The 15,321-nt window shown below is 59.6% G+C and carries 14 protein-coding genes and 4 tRNA genes; 8 read left to right on the top strand and 10 right to left on the bottom strand.

The genetic code is table 11. The annotated features are described in order from the left end of the window. The first annotated feature begins 32 nt into the window (after window positions 1-32). Window positions 33-821, top strand: a complete 789-nt coding sequence (locus L4G42_RS17120; RefSeq protein WP_237253093.1) for a helix-turn-helix transcriptional regulator — start codon at window positions 33-35, stop codon at window positions 819-821. Window positions 822-1,046: 225 nt separating this feature from the next. On the opposite strand, the gene L4G42_RS17125 is transcribed toward L4G42_RS17120, so the two are convergent. From L4G42_RS17125 to L4G42_RS17140, 4 genes are all read right to left on the bottom strand, one after another. Beyond that, window positions 1,047-1,122 (bottom strand) — tRNA-Gly (locus L4G42_RS17125). A 3-nt stretch (window positions 1,123-1,125) separates the two neighbouring features. Then, window positions 1,126-1,201, bottom strand: a tRNA-Glu gene (locus L4G42_RS17130). A 103-nt stretch (window positions 1,202-1,304) separates the two neighbouring features. Beyond that, window positions 1,305-1,380 (bottom strand) — tRNA-Gly (locus L4G42_RS17135). Window positions 1,381-1,382: 2 nt separating this feature from the next. After that, a tRNA-Glu gene (locus L4G42_RS17140) sits at window positions 1,383-1,458 on the bottom strand. Window positions 1,459-1,722: 264 nt separating this feature from the next. Here L4G42_RS17140 and L4G42_RS17145 point away from each other — a divergent pair. After that, window positions 1,723-2,496, top strand: a complete 774-nt coding sequence (locus L4G42_RS17145; protein ID WP_237253094.1) for a hypothetical protein — start codon at window positions 1,723-1,725, stop codon at window positions 2,494-2,496. 55 nt (window positions 2,497-2,551) lie between these two features. Here L4G42_RS17145 and L4G42_RS17150 read toward each other — a convergent pair whose 3' ends face one another. Together L4G42_RS17150 and L4G42_RS17155 are read right to left on the bottom strand one after the other, a co-directional pair. Then, window positions 2,552-3,034: a GAF domain-containing protein gene (locus L4G42_RS17150; protein WP_237253095.1), complete on the bottom strand. Its 483-nt coding sequence runs from the start codon at window positions 3,032-3,034 to the stop codon at window positions 2,552-2,554. Continuing rightward, window positions 3,031-3,924, bottom strand: coding sequence for an ATP-binding protein (locus L4G42_RS17155; protein WP_237253096.1), 894 nt, complete (start codon window positions 3,922-3,924; stop codon window positions 3,031-3,033). Before L4G42_RS17155 ends, L4G42_RS17150 begins: the two co-directional genes overlap by 4 nt. 86 nt (window positions 3,925-4,010) lie before the next feature. Between L4G42_RS17155 and L4G42_RS17160 the strand changes: the two genes are divergently transcribed. Next, window positions 4,011-6,329 carry a hybrid sensor histidine kinase/response regulator gene (locus L4G42_RS17160; RefSeq protein WP_237253097.1) on the top strand — a complete coding sequence of 773 codons (2,319 nt, stop codon included), beginning with the start codon at window positions 4,011-4,013 and terminating at the stop codon, window positions 6,327-6,329. 12 nt (window positions 6,330-6,341) lie between these two features. Here L4G42_RS17160 and L4G42_RS17165 read toward each other — a convergent pair whose 3' ends face one another. Both L4G42_RS17165 and msrB read right to left on the bottom strand, forming a co-directional pair. Beyond that, the gene (locus L4G42_RS17165) at window positions 6,342-6,842 is read right to left on the bottom strand and encodes a glutathione peroxidase (RefSeq protein WP_237253098.1); all 501 of its coding nucleotides are present in this window, start codon (window positions 6,840-6,842) and stop codon (window positions 6,342-6,344) included. An 84-nt stretch (window positions 6,843-6,926) separates the two neighbouring features. Continuing rightward, on the bottom strand, window positions 6,927-7,325 hold the full coding sequence (gene msrB, locus L4G42_RS17170; protein WP_237253099.1) for a peptide-methionine (R)-S-oxide reductase MsrB: 399 nt from the start codon (window positions 7,323-7,325) through the stop codon (window positions 6,927-6,929). A 192-nt stretch (window positions 7,326-7,517) separates the two neighbouring features. On the opposite strand from msrB, the gene L4G42_RS17175 reads away from it, so the two are divergent. Continuing rightward, the gene (locus tag L4G42_RS17175) at window positions 7,518-8,729 is read left to right on the top strand and encodes a pyridoxal phosphate-dependent aminotransferase (RefSeq protein ID WP_122535600.1); all 1,212 of its coding nucleotides are present in this window, start codon (window positions 7,518-7,520) and stop codon (window positions 8,727-8,729) included. 267 nt (window positions 8,730-8,996) lie between these two features. Next, window positions 8,997-9,884, top strand: coding sequence for a protease HtpX (gene htpX, locus L4G42_RS17180; protein WP_237253100.1), 888 nt, complete (start codon window positions 8,997-8,999; stop codon window positions 9,882-9,884). A gap of 80 nt (window positions 9,885-9,964) precedes the next feature. Here the strand turns inward: htpX and L4G42_RS17185 are convergent, their stop codons facing one another. After that, a complete protein-coding gene (locus tag L4G42_RS17185; RefSeq protein WP_237253101.1) occupies window positions 9,965-10,621 on the bottom strand; it encodes a thiopurine S-methyltransferase in 657 nt (218 codons plus the stop codon). A gap of 105 nt (window positions 10,622-10,726) precedes the next feature. Here L4G42_RS17185 and L4G42_RS17190 point away from each other — a divergent pair, with 105 nt between their 5' ends. From L4G42_RS17190 to L4G42_RS17200, 3 genes are all read left to right on the top strand, one after another. Beyond that, window positions 10,727-11,494 (top strand): DODA-type extradiol aromatic ring-opening family dioxygenase, encoded by a 768-nt coding sequence (locus L4G42_RS17190; protein WP_237253102.1) that lies wholly within the window; start codon window positions 10,727-10,729, stop codon window positions 11,492-11,494. A 375-nt stretch (window positions 11,495-11,869) separates the two neighbouring features. Next, window positions 11,870-12,892, top strand: coding sequence for a colicin E3/pyocin S6 family cytotoxin (locus L4G42_RS17195; protein ID WP_237253103.1), 1,023 nt, complete (start codon window positions 11,870-11,872; stop codon window positions 12,890-12,892). A gap of 11 nt (window positions 12,893-12,903) precedes the next feature. Beyond that, the gene (locus L4G42_RS17200) at window positions 12,904-13,128 is read left to right on the top strand and encodes a pyocin S6 family toxin immunity protein (RefSeq protein WP_237253104.1); all 225 of its coding nucleotides are present in this window, start codon (window positions 12,904-12,906) and stop codon (window positions 13,126-13,128) included. Window positions 13,129-13,265: 137 nt separating this feature from the next. Here the strand turns inward: L4G42_RS17200 and L4G42_RS17205 are convergent, their stop codons facing one another. Continuing rightward, window positions 13,266-14,942 (bottom strand): DEAD/DEAH box helicase, encoded by a 1,677-nt coding sequence (locus L4G42_RS17205; protein ID WP_192172776.1) that lies wholly within the window; start codon window positions 14,940-14,942, stop codon window positions 13,266-13,268. Between the last annotated feature and the right edge of the window lie 379 nt (window positions 14,943-15,321).

A 15,321-nucleotide genomic window follows, 5' to 3' on the forward strand; every position in this document is an offset into this window, starting at 1 on the left:
CTTCACCCTGCTACTACAAGAGGACCCCGTGCATGGAAAAACAAAACGCCCCTACCAGCGATCAAGGCCAAGTCGGGAGCAACTCATCCATAACTGCGATCATGAGGCTAGCCACAGACGCTAACCGCTCCGATTGGGAACGCCTGCTGAATAAAGTCATGCGCGAGCTCGGCTTCACCCGCTACCTCGTCAGCCTGGGACCAAACTTACCTGCAGAGGCCGATCCTCTCGCTGGCATCATTACTACATTTCCCCAGCAGTGGTTAGAAGAATATCGAGGGGATAGGTTAATCGAGATAGACCCTATTCTCCGGCATTGCCGAAGAGACCTAGTGCCTTTGTTTTGGGAGAAAGCACGCAGGCGCGCTCGTGGTCGATCACGTCAATTCTGGCAGCAACGTGAGCGATATGGCCTGCGGAGCGGCCTCAGTGTGCCGCTACGTTATGAATCACAAAGTGGAACGCTGAGTGTGGCTTTCGAGGACAGCCCAACCACAGAGCACGAGAACTTCTCGAGCCCGGCTGTTTTTCGGCTGTTCATGCTGATCCCCTATTTGCTTACAGGAATGCGCAACCAGCGGCAGAGGCCTGCCCAACCGCGCCACGATCTAACTCCCAGAGAAATGGAATGCCTATATTGGGCCAGCGTAGGTAAAACCACGTGGGAGATCAGCCAGATCCTGACCTGTTCCGAGCGCACCATCGACTTTCATCTGCTCAACGCAACACGCAAACTTGGCTCAGTAAATCGGCAGCAGGCTGTGAGTGCTGCGTCAGCGCGCGGCCTGTTTCTAACTGCGGGAGCCCTACCAATTAAATGAGCAAGAAATAAGTAACTGAACAGCCTTCGGACAGCTAAATCCGAAGGTAGCGCACAAGTGAACGAGGGCGAGCTCAAGCCCGTCTCTCACTCCGCTTGATTTGGTTTGGCCAAAGGGCGATTCCGCTCGCTTGATGCTATAACTCGTTATGACTAGGTGGGAATGGGCATACAAATCCCGCACACACAAAAACGCCGCTCTGTTGAGCGGCGTTTTTGGAGAATTTGGAGCGGGAAACGAGACTCGAACTCGCGACCCCGACCTTGGCAAGGTCGTGCTCTACCAACTGAGCTATTCCCGCAAATGGCGTCCCCTAGGGGACTCGAACCCCTGTTACCGCCGTGAAAGGGCGGTGTCCTAGGCCACTAGACGAAGGGGACACAGCCTGGAAACACCATGGTGTTGTGTTCCAGTTCCAGAAACACATCCGAAGAGGCTTTCTGGTTTCACTCAACTTCGCCCGAAAGCAAAGCTGCTTAAAAATGGAGCGGGAAACGAGACTCGAACTCGCGACCCCGACCTTGGCAAGGTCGTGCTCTACCAACTGAGCTATTCCCGCAATGGCGTCCCCTAGGGGACTCGAACCCCTGTTACCGCCGTGAAAGGGCGGTGTCCTAGGCCACTAGACGAAGGGGACACGCTACAACATTCACTTCCTGCTACGCTCTGCTGTGTGCTTTACGCTGCAAGTGGCGCGCATTCTATGGATGGATATAGGGGTCGTCAACCCCCCAGTGAAAATATATTCAAATCAATGACTTCGCTCTCTATTTAGGCAATGGACGGCCGATACACGAGTGTCGGCCGCCGTGGGGAATATCAGGCGGAGCGACAGGACCATCTTCCCGCGATAGTGGATAGCCACTACACTCGCGCAAATTACTTGATTGAGGCTTGTGCGGTGACACCACTCATTATCACCCTGTTCGTCGTAGCAGGCATCGTGCTCCTCATAGCCTTCGGCTACCTGAACCATGTTGCAGAAGGCAAGAAGGTCGAGCGCGCGCGAAGTCTGGTCGAGCTCAATGATCGGCTGCGCCGCTGCAGCGAGCTGTCGGAAACCTTCCCCGGTCAGTTGATGACGCCGGCGCTCAAGCTGCTGCTGGTCCGGCTGGAGCTGAACGTGGTCAAACGCCTGATCGCGCTGGAAAAAAGGAACAACCCGAACCTTCAGGAACGCCAGACTGAACTCGAAGCGCTGGTGGCCCAGGGTGATGCGATCACGATCAGCAACCCGGCCAGCCCGATTCAGACCGAAGCCAAGGCCAAGGACGTGCGCTTCCTTTTGGAAGCCATGCACGGCCAGGTGACGCGGGCGGCCCACGACGGTTTCCTGCAAACGGCTGAAGCCAAGCACTGGATCCGCGAGATCCGCAACTTGCTGGTGCTGCTGCACATTGAGTTCTTCAACAACCTGGGCCAGCACGCGATGAGTCAGGAGCAGCCCGGCCAGGCCCGTCTGGCCTTCGAGCGCGGCGTTCAATATTTGAAAAACCAGCCTGAGCCCGCGCCGTGGAAAACCCACTTGCAGGCCATGGAACGGCAGCTGGCCAAGGCCAACTCGATGGTGTTGGACACCATCGCACCGACCGAAGACGACAATAACGAGCTGACCGAAGGCTTGAAAGTTGTAGACGCCGACGCCGAGTGGAAAAAGAAAGCCATCTACGACTGATGGCTTAAACCTGACGCACCGCGCAGCGCGGTGCGTCAGGCGTCAGGGCTTCACTTCAGCAATCGGTTGATTTCAAGAAGATCGCCGCCAGCCGCTCAATCCCCGCCTGATCCTCCTCGCTGAATCGCCCCACGCTCGGGCTGTCCAGATCCAGAACGCCAATCAGCTGACCATCCTTAACCAGTGGCACCACCAATTCGCTATTGGAAGCACTGTCGCAGGCGATGTGTCCCGGAAACTCATGGACATCGACTACACGCTGGGTTTCGCGGCTTTGCGCCGCCGTACCGCACACGCCCTTGCCGAACGGGATGCGCACGCAGGCGATCTGACCCTGGAACGGCCCCAGCACCAGCTCTTCATTGCGATTGAGGTAGAAGCCTGCCCAGTTCAGGTCGTCGAGTTGGGTATAAAGGAAGGCCGAAAACTGCGCAGCGTTGGCGATGAAGTCGCGCTCGTCCGCCAGCAGGGATTCCAGTTGTGCAGCGAGCAGGCGGTAGCCATCAAGGCCCTCGCCTGCGGAATTCAAATCGATCATGCGTCTTGCTCCAGCATTTTCAAACCAACCCAGTAACGGGCGAACTGATACGCGCAACGGCCGTTGCGGTTGCCCCGGCCGGTTGCCCAGCGCACGGCGTGGATCTCAAGCGCTTCATCGCGTTGCCATTGCAGGCCGGCCTTGGTCGCCAGCTCGCCGATCCAGTGCTCCACCACATCCAGGAAATGCTCCTGGGTGAAAGGATAGAACGACAGCCAGAGGCCGAAACGATCGGACAGCGCGATCTTGTCCTCAACGGCTTCGCTCGGATGAATTTCGCCGTCGTCCCCGCGCTGCCAGTGAGCGTTGTCGCTCTCCTTCTCCGGCACCAGATGGCGGCGGTTGGACGTGGCGTACAGCAGGACATTGTCCGGCGCCTGTTCCAGCGAGCCATCAAGCACGCTCTTGAGCACCCGGTAGTCGCCTTCGCCGGACTCGAACGACAGGTCATCGCAGAACAACACGAAGCGCTGGGGCAACTTCTGCAGTTGCTCGACCACACGCGGCAGATCGCCCAGATGATCGCGCTCGATCTCGATCAGGCGCAGGCCGGCTTTGGCGTGCTCGGCCAGCAACGCGCGGACCAACGACGACTTGCCCGTGCCACGGGATCCCCAGAGCAGCGCATGGTTGGCGGGCAGGCCATCGATGAACTGCTGCGTGTTGCGGCCCAGTTGCTCACGCTGACGGTCGACGCCGATGAGGTCGGACAGGCGCATGTCCAGGGTGACCTCCAGCGGCATCAGATAACCGCCACGGCCTTCATGCACCCAACGCGCGGCCAGCGTCGCTTCCCAGTCCACGGGCTGCCGCACGGCAGGCAACAGAGGTTCGAGACGCGCCAGTACCGACTCGGCGCGCTCCAGAAATGCGTTCAATCGAGAATCCACGATTTCTCCTTGATTTAACGGGTTAACGCCCGGCCGCGATCAGCTATGCTTGCCACGCGACGGACACAAGAAGTGACAGTGCCTTTATGGATATAGCGATCACCCACCGGCTGTCATTCAAACAGGCCCGTTTGACTGTGCTTATCGGCTTTGTATTGGGCACGCTGCTCAGTCTGTTTCAAATTGCCATGGATTATGCCAGCGAAGACGCGTCCATCGATCGTGAAATTCGCTCCTTGCTGCAAATCAGTCACAACCCCGCCTCGCGCATTGCTTACAACCTCGACGCTGAACTGGCGCAAGAACTGACTCTCGGCCTGCTCCACTCCCCGGCCGTGGTCGGCGCGCGGCTGACCGATAACAACAACCTTCAACTCGCTGCCGTATCACGACCGTTGGCGAAGAGCGCTTACCGGGTGGTCAGTGATTTCCTGTTCGGCGGGAGTCGGCAGTTCGAAGACCTGCTGAACCTGGACCACATCCCCAATGAGTCCATCGGCACCTTGCACCTGGATGTCGACACCTTCGCCTTTGGCAGCCATTTCTTGCAGCGGGCAGTGATCACCCTGATCAACGGCTTCGTGCGCAGCCTGGTGCTGGCCGGCCTGTTGCTGGCGCTGTTTTATTTCACCCTGACCAAACCACTGACGGGCATGATTCGTGCGCTGTCCGAACGTGATCCCAGCAGCCCCGTTCAACCGCCGGTGCCCTGCCCGCATGGTCACGAAAATGACGAAATCGGCGTGTTGGTGGCGGTCACCAATCGGCAGTTCGAAAGCGTTGCCAGTGAGTTCGCGCGGCGGCGGGAGGCGGAAAACCGGCTCACCGACCATCTCAACGAACTGGAAGACATCGTCTCGGCGCGCACCAACCAGCTCGAATCCAGCAATGCCCGTCTCAGCCAGTCCAACGAAGAGCTGCAGATCGCGCGCAGCACGGCGCTGGACATGGCCCACGCGCGCTCGGCGTTTCTGGCCCACATGAGCCATGAAATCCGCACGCCGCTCAATGGGCTGCTGGGCATGCTGGCCCTGTCCCTCGATGGCCCGCTGAGTGCAGAACAGCGCCAGCAGCTATCCATTGCCCACGATTCGGGCAAGGTGCTGGTCGAACTGCTGAATGACATCCTTGACCTGTCGAAATTCGACGCCGGCCAGGTGGAGCTTGAGCGCATTCCGTTCGATCTGGCCGCCTTGATCGAAGACACGGCCAGCCTGCTGTCGCAAAACGCGGCGCCGAATGTCGAGCTGACCTGCCTGATCGAGCCGCGCTTCCCGGCGTCCGTGCTGGGTGACCCGACGCGGGTGCGGCAAATCGTCAGCAACCTGCTCTCGAACGCGCTCAAGTTCACCCGCGCCGGGCGCGTGGATGTGCGCCTAAGTCAGCAGGGTCACCACGTGCGCATCGAGGTGTGCGACACCGGCATCGGCATCGCGCAGGATGCCCAGGCGAAGATTTTTCAGCCGTTCACCCAGGCCGAGGCCGCGATCACCCGGCAGTACGGCGGGACTGGCCTGGGCCTGACCCTGACCCACAATCTGACCGATGCCATGAACGGGCAGTTGAGTATCGAGTCTGAGGTTGGCGTGGGCAGCCGCTTCCGCGTGGACCTGCCGCTGCCGACACACACCCCTGCGCTGCAATGGCCGCTGCTGAAAGGCAAGGTGCTGGTGGCCAGTGACGCCGACAGCGGTTTGCTGGAAATGCTGAGCCGACTGCTGCCGGAATGGGGCGTCACCTGTCAGCACCTGGCCGACAGCGCGACACCCGATGCCGACGCGGACCTGCTGATCACCGATTGTCCGGAGTGCCTGGTGACTATCCGCGAGGCGTGCACGGTGCCGGTGTTGCTGGTGACGGCTTACGGCAATTTCATGCCCGAGGAGCAGGTCGCGGCCCTGGCACCGCTGCAGCAACAGGCGCGGCCACTCTCGCGCAATGTGTTGCATCAGAGCCTGGCGCGAACTCTGGACGCCGACGGTCAGGCAGGCATCAACCAGGAACTGAGCGACCCGTCACCCACCCATCGAGCGCGTATTCTGCTGGTAGAGGACAACCCGGTTAATCAGCTGGTGGCAAAAGGCATGCTGAGCAAGCTCGGTTGCGATGTGGTCGTCAGCAGCAATGGCGCCGAAGCGCTGCAGCAGCTTGAGCAGGATCACTTCGATCTGGTGCTGATGGACTGCAACATGCCAGTGATGAACGGCTATGACGCTACCCGACGAATCCGGGAGAGCGGCCGCTGGTCAGATCTGCCGATCATCGCGCTGACGGCCAACGCGATGCCGGAAGAGCGCGAACACTGCAAGGCTGCGGGCATGAGTGACTACCTGGCCAAGCCGTTTCGTCGCGAAGAATTGATGGCATTGCTGGATCAGTGGATCCCCGTGGAACAGCCGCATTGAAAGCGACTTCGATCAACCGGCCGCCTGTTCCTTCAGCAGCGCTTCAATGTCGGCCTTGATGTCTTCCGGCTTGGTCAATGGGGCGTAGCGCTTGACCAGCTTGCCGTCGCGGCCCACCAGGAACTTGGTGAAGTTCCACTTGATGCCTTCCGAACCGAGCAGCCCCGGCGCGCGCTTCTTGAGCTGCACGAACAGCGGGTGGGCATGGCTGCCGTTGACGTCGATCTTCTTGAACAGCGGAAAGCTCACCCCGTAGTTCAGCTCGCAAAACTCGGAAATCGCGCCTTCGTTGCCGGGCTCCTGCTTGCCGAACTGGTTGCACGGAAAGCCCAGCACCACCAGCCCGCGATCCTTGTAGCCCTGCCACAATTCCTCAAGGCCCTTGTATTGCGGCGTGAAACCGCACTTGCTGGCGGTGTTCACCACCAGTACCGCCTTGCCGCCGAAATCAGCCAGGGTCTTTTGTTCGCCCTTGATCGTTTGCGCCGGAATGTTCAGCAGTTCGTCGCTCATGGCGATGCCTCGAAGTAGTAAACCGCAAAGCTAGCGCGCCACTGTTTGGCGCGCTATCCCATTGTTGCTGGTGATAGGCCTGCATCAGGCGTCGCGTGGGACCAGGTCCAGGCACACGGAGTTGATGCAGTAGCGCAGACCGGTGGGGGGCGGGCCGTCCGGGAATACGTGGCCGAGGTGAGCGTCGCATGTGCTGCAGACCACTTCGGTGCGAATCATGCCGTGACTGACGTCGCGCACTTCGACCACTGCGCTGCCTTCCAGCGGCGCGTAGAAGCTCGGCCAGCCGCAGCCCGAATCGAATTTGGTGGTCGAATCGAACAGGGGTTCGTTGCAGCAGATGCAGTGGTAAACGCCATCGGTCTTGGTTTCGTTGTATTTACCGCTGAATGGACGCTCCGTCCCCTTCAGCCGGCAGACGTTGTACTGCTCCGGATCGAGCATCGCTTTCCATTCTTCAAGGGTTTTATCCAGCTTAGCCACGGGTAGACCTCCGTAAATGAAAAAGCCCGATCTGCGCCTTTTCCACGGATCGGGTGGCACGTATGATTGCGCCTTCGTTGGACGCCAGTCTGTCACCCGCGTTTCTCGCGTACAAACCCATTTTGATGGCGTCATGCTCAGCGGTCTGCGCCTCTTCATACAGCGGGCCGTCTTTTTTCGGGACCAATCACCATGCAGTTCAGCAAATCGAACAAGCTCGCCAACGTCTGCTACGACATTCGCGGGCCGGTGCTCAAGCACGCCAAGCGCCTGGAAGAGGAAGGCCATCGCATCCTCAAGCTGAACATCGGCAACCCGGCGCCGTTTGGTTTCGAGGCGCCGGACGAAATCCTGCAGGACGTCATCCGCAATCTGCCCATGGCGCAGGGCTACAGCGATTCCAAAGGCCTGTTCAGCGCGCGCAAGGCCGTGATGCAGTACTACCAGCAGAAGCAGGTCGAAGGTGTCGGCATCGAAGACATCTATCTGGGCAACGGCGTCTCGGAACTGATCGTGATGTCGATGCAGGCCCTGCTCAACAACGGCGATGAAGTCCTGGTGCCGGCGCCGGACTACCCGCTGTGGACCGCCGCCGTGGCGTTGTCCGGCGGCAACCCGGTGCATTATCTGTGCGACGAGCAGGCCAACTGGTGGCCTGATCTGGAGGACATGAAGGCCAAGATCACGCCGAACACCAAGGCGATGGTGATCATCAACCCGAACAATCCGACCGGCGCTGTCTATTCCCGTGAAGTGTTGCTGGGGATGCTGGAGATTGCCCGTCAGCACAATCTGGTGGTCTTTTCCGACGAGATCTACGACAAGATTCTCTATGACGACGCCGTGCACATCTGCACCGCCTCGCTGGCACCGGACTTGCTGTGCCTGACCTTCAATGGGCTGTCGAAGTCCTACCGCGTGGCGGGTTTCCGCTCGGGCTGGATCGCGATTTCCGGGCCCAAGCACAACGCGCAGAGCTACATCGAAGGCATCGACATCCTGGCGAACATGCGCCTGTGCGCCAACGTGCCGAGCCAGCACGCAATCCAGACCGCGCTGGGCGGCTATCAGAGCATCAATGACCTGATCCTGCCGCCGGGCCGCCTGCTGGAACAGCGCAACCGGACCTGGGAATTGCTCAACGACATTCCGGGCGTCAGCTGCGTGAAGCCGATGGGCGCGCTCTACGCCTTCCCGCGCATCGACCCGAAAGTCTGCCCGATCCACAACGACGAGAAGTTCGCGCTGGACCTGCTGCTGTCTGAAAAACTGCTGATCGTTCAGGGCACGGCGTTCAACTGGCCGTGGCCGGACCATTTCCGCGTAGTAACGCTGCCGCGTGTGGATGATCTGGAACAGGCCATTGGCCGGATCGGGAATTTCCTGAAGACCTACAAGCAGTAGTATTGCGTGCTGCAGGAGCCGGCTGGCTGGCGAACGCGGTTGATCAGGGACGACGATGTTACCTGACGCACCGGGTTCGCCAGCAAGCCGGCTCCTACGGTTTTGAGCCCCATCGCTCTGCCCCTACCCTCTCGCTGATGGCCTATATTGCCGTGCCGGCGCCAGACGACACAGTTTGAAATGATCGCCCGGTTGAATACGCCCCGACATCACCTTATATACCCCCGCAGTACGTTACATATTCTTCCCGAGGAGAAACTCTTAACCATGATGCGCATTTTGCTGTTTTTGGCCACTAACCTTGCGGTCGTGCTGATTGCCAGCATCACCCTGAGCCTTTTTGGCTTCAACGGGTTCATGGCGGCCAACGGGGTTGATCTGAACCTCAATCAGCTGCTGATCTTCTGCGCTGTGTTCGGTTTCGCCGGTTCGCTGTTCTCGCTGTTCATCTCCAAGTGGATGGCGAAGATGAGCACCGGCACCGAGATCATTACCCAACCCCGCACCCGTCATGAGCAATGGCTGGTGCAGACCGTAGAACAACTGTCCCGCGATGCGGGCATCAAGATGCCGGAAGTGGGTATTTTCCCTGCCTACGAGGCCAACGCCTTTGCCACCGGCTGGAACAAGAACGACGCGCTGGTCGCAGTCAGTCAGGGCCTGCTGGAACGTTTTTCGCCCGATGAAGTGAAAGCGGTGCTGGCTCACGAAATCGGTCACGTTGCCAACGGCGACATGGTGACCCTGGCGCTGGTCCAGGGCGTGGTCAACACCTTCGTCATGTTCTTCGCACGGATCATCGGTAACTTCGTCGACAAGGTGATTTTCAAGAACGAAGAAGGCCGTGGCATCGCGTTCTACATCGCGACCATCTTCGCCGAAATCGTGCTGGGCTTCCTCGCCAGTGCCATCGTCATGTGGTTCTCGCGCAAGCGTGAATACCGCGCCGACGACGCCGGTGCCCGCCTGGCCGGTACGGGCGCGATGATCAGCGCGCTGCAGCGCCTGCGTTCGGAACAGGGCGTTCCGGTGCAAATGCCTGAGAGCATGACGGCGTTCGGCATCAACGGTGGTTTAAAGCACGGCCTGGCCGGGCTGTTCATGAGCCACCCGCCGCTGGAAGAGCGCATCGAGGCACTTCGTCGCCGCGGTTGATGCTGCCAGGGCTGCAATGACAAAGGGCGACTTGAAGTCGCCCTTTTCTTTTGTCGGTGTACCCAGTTGTGCGCGTTGCCCTATCGTCGGTACAGCCGGTACGCATATTCCATCAGGGACGTCGCGCCCGCCTGCTTGAACTTCACGCCCTGCTCCAGCACGTCCAGATCCGCGACGCGCTTGACTCGCCAATCGGGGGACAACAACTGCAGCACCTCGTCCTCATCAACCGAGAACGGCGGGCCGGCAATCAGCGACTGATCGTAGTCCAGCGTCACCAGCAAGCCGCAGGCATCGTTCGACAGCAGATGATTGAGCTGTTTGACGTAACGCCAGCGCAAGTCCGGCGGCAGCGCGATCAGGGCGGCACGGTCATAAAAGGCGGTGCAGTCACCGATGTCTTCGGGCTTGAGGGCAAAGAAGTCGCCGCACCAGATTTCGCATCTCTCCGTACGATGGACCTTGAACGCACCCCGCTCCTCGATCGTCGCCTGCAAGCCGTTCTCGCTGAAGAATCCGGCCACCGCTATTTCAGACAATTCCGCACCCACCACGTGAAAACCCTGGTTGAGCAGCCAGATCATGTCGATGCTTTTGCCGCACAACGGCACCAGCACGCGCTCCCCCGGCATGGCGGTGAGCTCTGCCCACAGGCGCAGCAGGTGCGAATTCACAGAGGCCTGATTGAAACCGATCTGATTGATCGCCCAGCGCTCATGCCAAAAACGCGGCTCCATACACACTCCTGATATACCGATCAAAACGGACGAAAACTTATATTAGATTTAGATGGATGTACTGCCCGATCATGCCCCTCACCTTATACGCTCAGGACACTGCAAATGCTGCCTAGCCTGTTCATTTCCCACGGCTCGCCCATGCTTGCGCTCGAACCGGGTGAGAGCGGACCGGCACTTGCGCGTCTGGCCGCCACCCTGCCGCGCCCCAAGGCCATCGTGATTGTCTCGGCGCATTGGGAAAGTAACGAGCTGCTGGTCAACGGCAATCCGCAGCCGGAGACCTGGCATGACTTCGGCGGCTTTCCGCCCGAGCTTTTCGCCGTGCAGTATCCGGCGCCCGGCATGCCGGAGCTGACACGCCGCGTACTGGAGCTGCTGGCGGAGGCTGACCTGCCGGCGCGCATGAACACCCAACGGCCGTTCGACCACGGGGTCTGGGTGCCATTGTCGTTGATGTACCCGCAGGCCGACATTCCCATCGTGCAGGTTTCACTGCCCACGCGCATGGGCCCTGCCCTGCAGACGCAAGTCGGGCAGGCGCTGAATCGGCTGCGTGAGGAAAACGTTTTGCTGATCGGTTCTGGCAGCATCACCCATAACTTGCGAGAGCTGGACTGGCAGGCGGGACCTGAAAGCATCACACCGTGGGCCTTGGCGTTTCGCGATTGGATGGTGGAGAAGCTGGCGGCAGACGATCTGGAAGCGCTTCACGACTATCGAAACCAGGCACCGCACGCCGCGCGCAACCACCCGACGGATGAACACCTGCTGCCGCTGTATTTCGCTCGCGCGGCGGGCGGACAGTTCAGCATCGAGCACCAGGGTTTCACGATGGGTGCGTTGGGGATGGACATCTACCGGTTTGGCTAGGTCGATCGACTCGGCCAGGAGTCATGAGGAAATGGGCTATGACGACCCCGTAGGACCGGCTTTAGCCGGGAAGAGGCCAGTTCAGTCGGCATCAGTTTTGCAGTGTTGCACTTGACGCTTTCCCGGCTAAAGCCGGTCCCACTGAAATCAAAAGCCTGGCAGCGCTGTGCCAGATACGCCGCCCTGATCGACCTGTTCAAGTTCATACGGCACCTCCAGCCCGGACGACGCAGACTCATGTGGGACCGGCTTTAGCCGGGAAGAGGCCAGCGTGGGCGACATCGATTTTGCGGTGTTGCACCTGACGCTTTCCCGGCTGAACCCGGTCCTACTCATATCAAAAGCCATCCGGCGGTGTGCCAGACACCTCCATCTATGATCGATATTAATCCAGAGCGATGGCCCGCGCCGGAGGAGCGTACCGACAAGGTATTCGCCAAATCCTGCACCGGGGAATGGTGCAGTACTGCCGCCGGAACCACCGTAGAACCCGCCTCCAACTTCGGCGCAATCATGATGGCGGGCGCCATGCTGCTGCCTTCCGCCTCAGATGCCATTGCCGCTGCACTCGGCGCGGACATGGGCCTGGGACGTATGGCCGGCGGCGGCATCATGCAACGCAGCCATACCTGGCTGCTTCGCGGAGCAGGCGGACCGGCGAGTCTGTTCATCGTGGGGATGCTACCGGGGAAGATGGGCGACGGCACGCTCTACACCGACGACGAATTGCGCAACCTGACTCAGGTGACAACACGGGTGCGTTTCCAGCTGCGCCGTGATGCCGAAGGCGAGTTGCAGATTTACGGCATCCATTCCAAGGCATCAGGCGACGATTCGGTCCGCACCGTGCAAGCCCGCTGGAATGCCGACAAAAGCGCGATGGAAGCCCATCTCAACGGCGTCACCATTCTCATGACGCCCCGCCGGGGTCGATACGGGACGCTGGAACCGCTGGTCTACCCTGAAAACAGCGATGTCCGTTTAGGTACCATTCTCGTCCACCCGATCCCGGACGACACCGACAGCCAGCTCGAAGGCCTCCCAGGCGACGACATCACCGCAGAAGACTGCATCCTGGTCTTCCCCGCTGATTCGGGGCTGAGGTCGATGTATGTGGTGTATGCGCGGCCGTTTAATGGGGATCATGGGTATCATCCGCCTCCCCCTGGACTTCAAGCCTTCCCGGATGCAGTGAAAGTGACCGGTAAAACAAAGGTCCAAGGCGGAGGTGGCCTTTGCAAACGCTGGAAAGATGGTAAGGGCCGTATATTGGAATGGGACAGCCAACATGGAGCGCTTGAGATTTACGACAAGCAAGGTAAGCACTTGGGTGAGTTTGACGCCGTTACTGGCGAGCAAACCAAGCCAGTACAACCCGGGCGCAGAGTTGAAAAATAGGAGCAACCTCTATGTACTTAGAGATCAATGGTTTTCTGCCGAATAATTATCCGGACGATTCTTTGAAATACGAGCTGGCAGTGGACAGAGCGCTGACTGATCAGATAGTCAGTGTTGTCGGCCACGAAAGTCTTAATGCCATGGCAGCAGCCGAATGGCTTCTTACTGATAAGCAAGTTGCAGAGCTCTCATCACTGCTTGGACACCCCTTCCCTCGCATCTGGCATTATTCATAGGCGTCGTCGCGTAGGCATAATCACCGCGGCTCAAAGTGAGTGCTCACTCAAACCCAGCAAATCACCAAATCCCACACAAAAAAAATCCCCGAACCAGTCGGGGATTTTTTTATTTAGACGATCAGCTCAAGAGCAGATCAGTCCTCGCGATAGCGACGCAGCTTCAGCTGCTTGCCGGCAACGCGGGTGTCTTTCAGCTTGGCCAGCAGACGCTCAAGGCCGTCTTCCGGCAGCTCGACGAGGCTGAAGCTGTCACGCACCTGGATGCGACCGATTGCTTCGCGAGCCAGACCACCTTCGTTGAGGATGGCGCCCAGCAGGTTTTTCGCAGCGATGCCGTCACGGGCACCCAGCGCGGTACGGCAGCGAGCACGGCCTTCGGCCAACGGTACCGGAGCACGACGTTCGCGGTCGCCACGGTCAGGACGGTCGCCTGCTGGACGCTCAGGACGATCGCCACGTGGCGCGTTGTTCGGCACCAGTGGACGTTCTTTCTCGATCGCGCTCAGGGTCAGCGCCTGACCGTTGGTGGCCTTGCGCAGCAGAGCAGCGGCCAGGGCACGCGGAGTGCAACCGATGTCGGCAGTCAGGCGGTCCAGCAATTCGCCATGGCTTGCTTCGGCATCAGCGACCAGTGGCGACAGGCTGTTGGTCAGTTTCTTGATGCGGGCATCGAGAACGGCCTGGGAGTCCGGCAGGCGGACTTCGGCGATTTTCTGACCGGTCATGCGCTCGATCACTTGCAGCATGCGACGCTCACGCGGCGTTACCAGCAACAGGGCGCGACCTTCGCGACCGGCACGGCCAGTACGGCCGATACGGTGAACGTAAGCTTCCGGGTCGTACGGCATATCAACGTTGAACACGTGAGTGATGCGCGGAACGTCAAGACCACGGGCAGCAACGTCGGTGGCCACAACGATGTCCAGACGGCCATCCTTGAGCGAGTCGATGACGCGTTCACGCTGGTTCTGGGCGATGTCGCCGTTCAGCGCAGCAGCCTTGTAGCCTTTGGCTTCAAGGGCGCTGGCCAGATCCAGAGTGGCTTGTTTGGTACGCACGAACATGATCAGGGCGTCGAAATCTTCGACTTCCAGCAGGCTCAGTACGGCAGAGGTCTTCTGGTCAGCGTGAACCAGCAGGTGAGCCTGCTCGATCGCGGTAACGGTCTGGGTCTTGCTCTGGATCTTGACGTGTTTCGGGTCTTTCAGGTGACGCTCGGCAATCGCGCGGATCGACTGCGGCAGGGTCGCCGAGAACAGCACGGTCTGACGGGTTTCAGGCATGGCCTTGAAGATGACTTCGAGGTCGTCCATGAAGCCCAGCTTGAGCATTTCGTCGGCTTCGTCGAGAACCAGGTGGTTCACGGTTGCCAGGACTTTTTCGTCACGACGCAGGTGGTCGCACAGACGACCCGGGGTAGCGACGACGATTTGAGCGCCGTTACGAATGGCTTTCAGTTGTGGGCCCATCGGCGCGCCGCCGTAGACAGCCACAACGGTCACGCCCGGCATCTGCTTGGCGTAGGTTTCGAACGCGGTGGCCACTTGCAGGGCCAGCTCACGAGTCGGCGCGAGGATAAGCGCTTGCGGCTCGCGTTTCGTCGGGTCGATCAGGCTCAGGATTGGCAGAGCGAAGGCGGCGGTTTTACCGGTACCTGTCTGCGCCTGACCGATCATGTCGTGACCGGCGAGAATAATTGGAATCGATTGCTGCTGAATGGCCGAAGGCTCTTCGTAGCCGGTAGCGATGACAGCTGCAAGAATTGTCGGGTGAAGGTTAAGAGCGGCGAAGCCGCCGGATTCCTGGGTCATGGGTCTGCCTCTGAGTGCATCCGCAAAGACCCATGCTTCAAAGCTGCGCGTGCCGTGTAAGACCCTAGAGTCACCCTGGCTGCTTTGTCGGCGGGGATTTGCGAAAACGTATTGATGAATGGATCGTCATGGGTGGTTCGTGACCGAACCGGTTCGAGAAGATGGCTTCGCGAACCCATACCGTGACGAGGGCCCTATGAAAGGCCGGCGCGCACTATACCGGAAATGCTGAAACAAGTGAGGATTTTTTTCGCGAAACAGCCCCTTGCGGCCAACTGTCACAGGCTTTGCGCAAAGCTGCGTCAGTGTCTACTTTTCAAGTGCCCGGTATCGGTTGCGAGCAGAGCTTAAACGATTCACCCAAACAGTGCGACACCCC

The sequence above is a fragment of the Pseudomonas petrae genome, from assembly GCF_021728295.1.
Taxonomy (GTDB): domain Bacteria; phylum Pseudomonadota; class Gammaproteobacteria; order Pseudomonadales; family Pseudomonadaceae; genus Aquipseudomonas; species Aquipseudomonas petrae.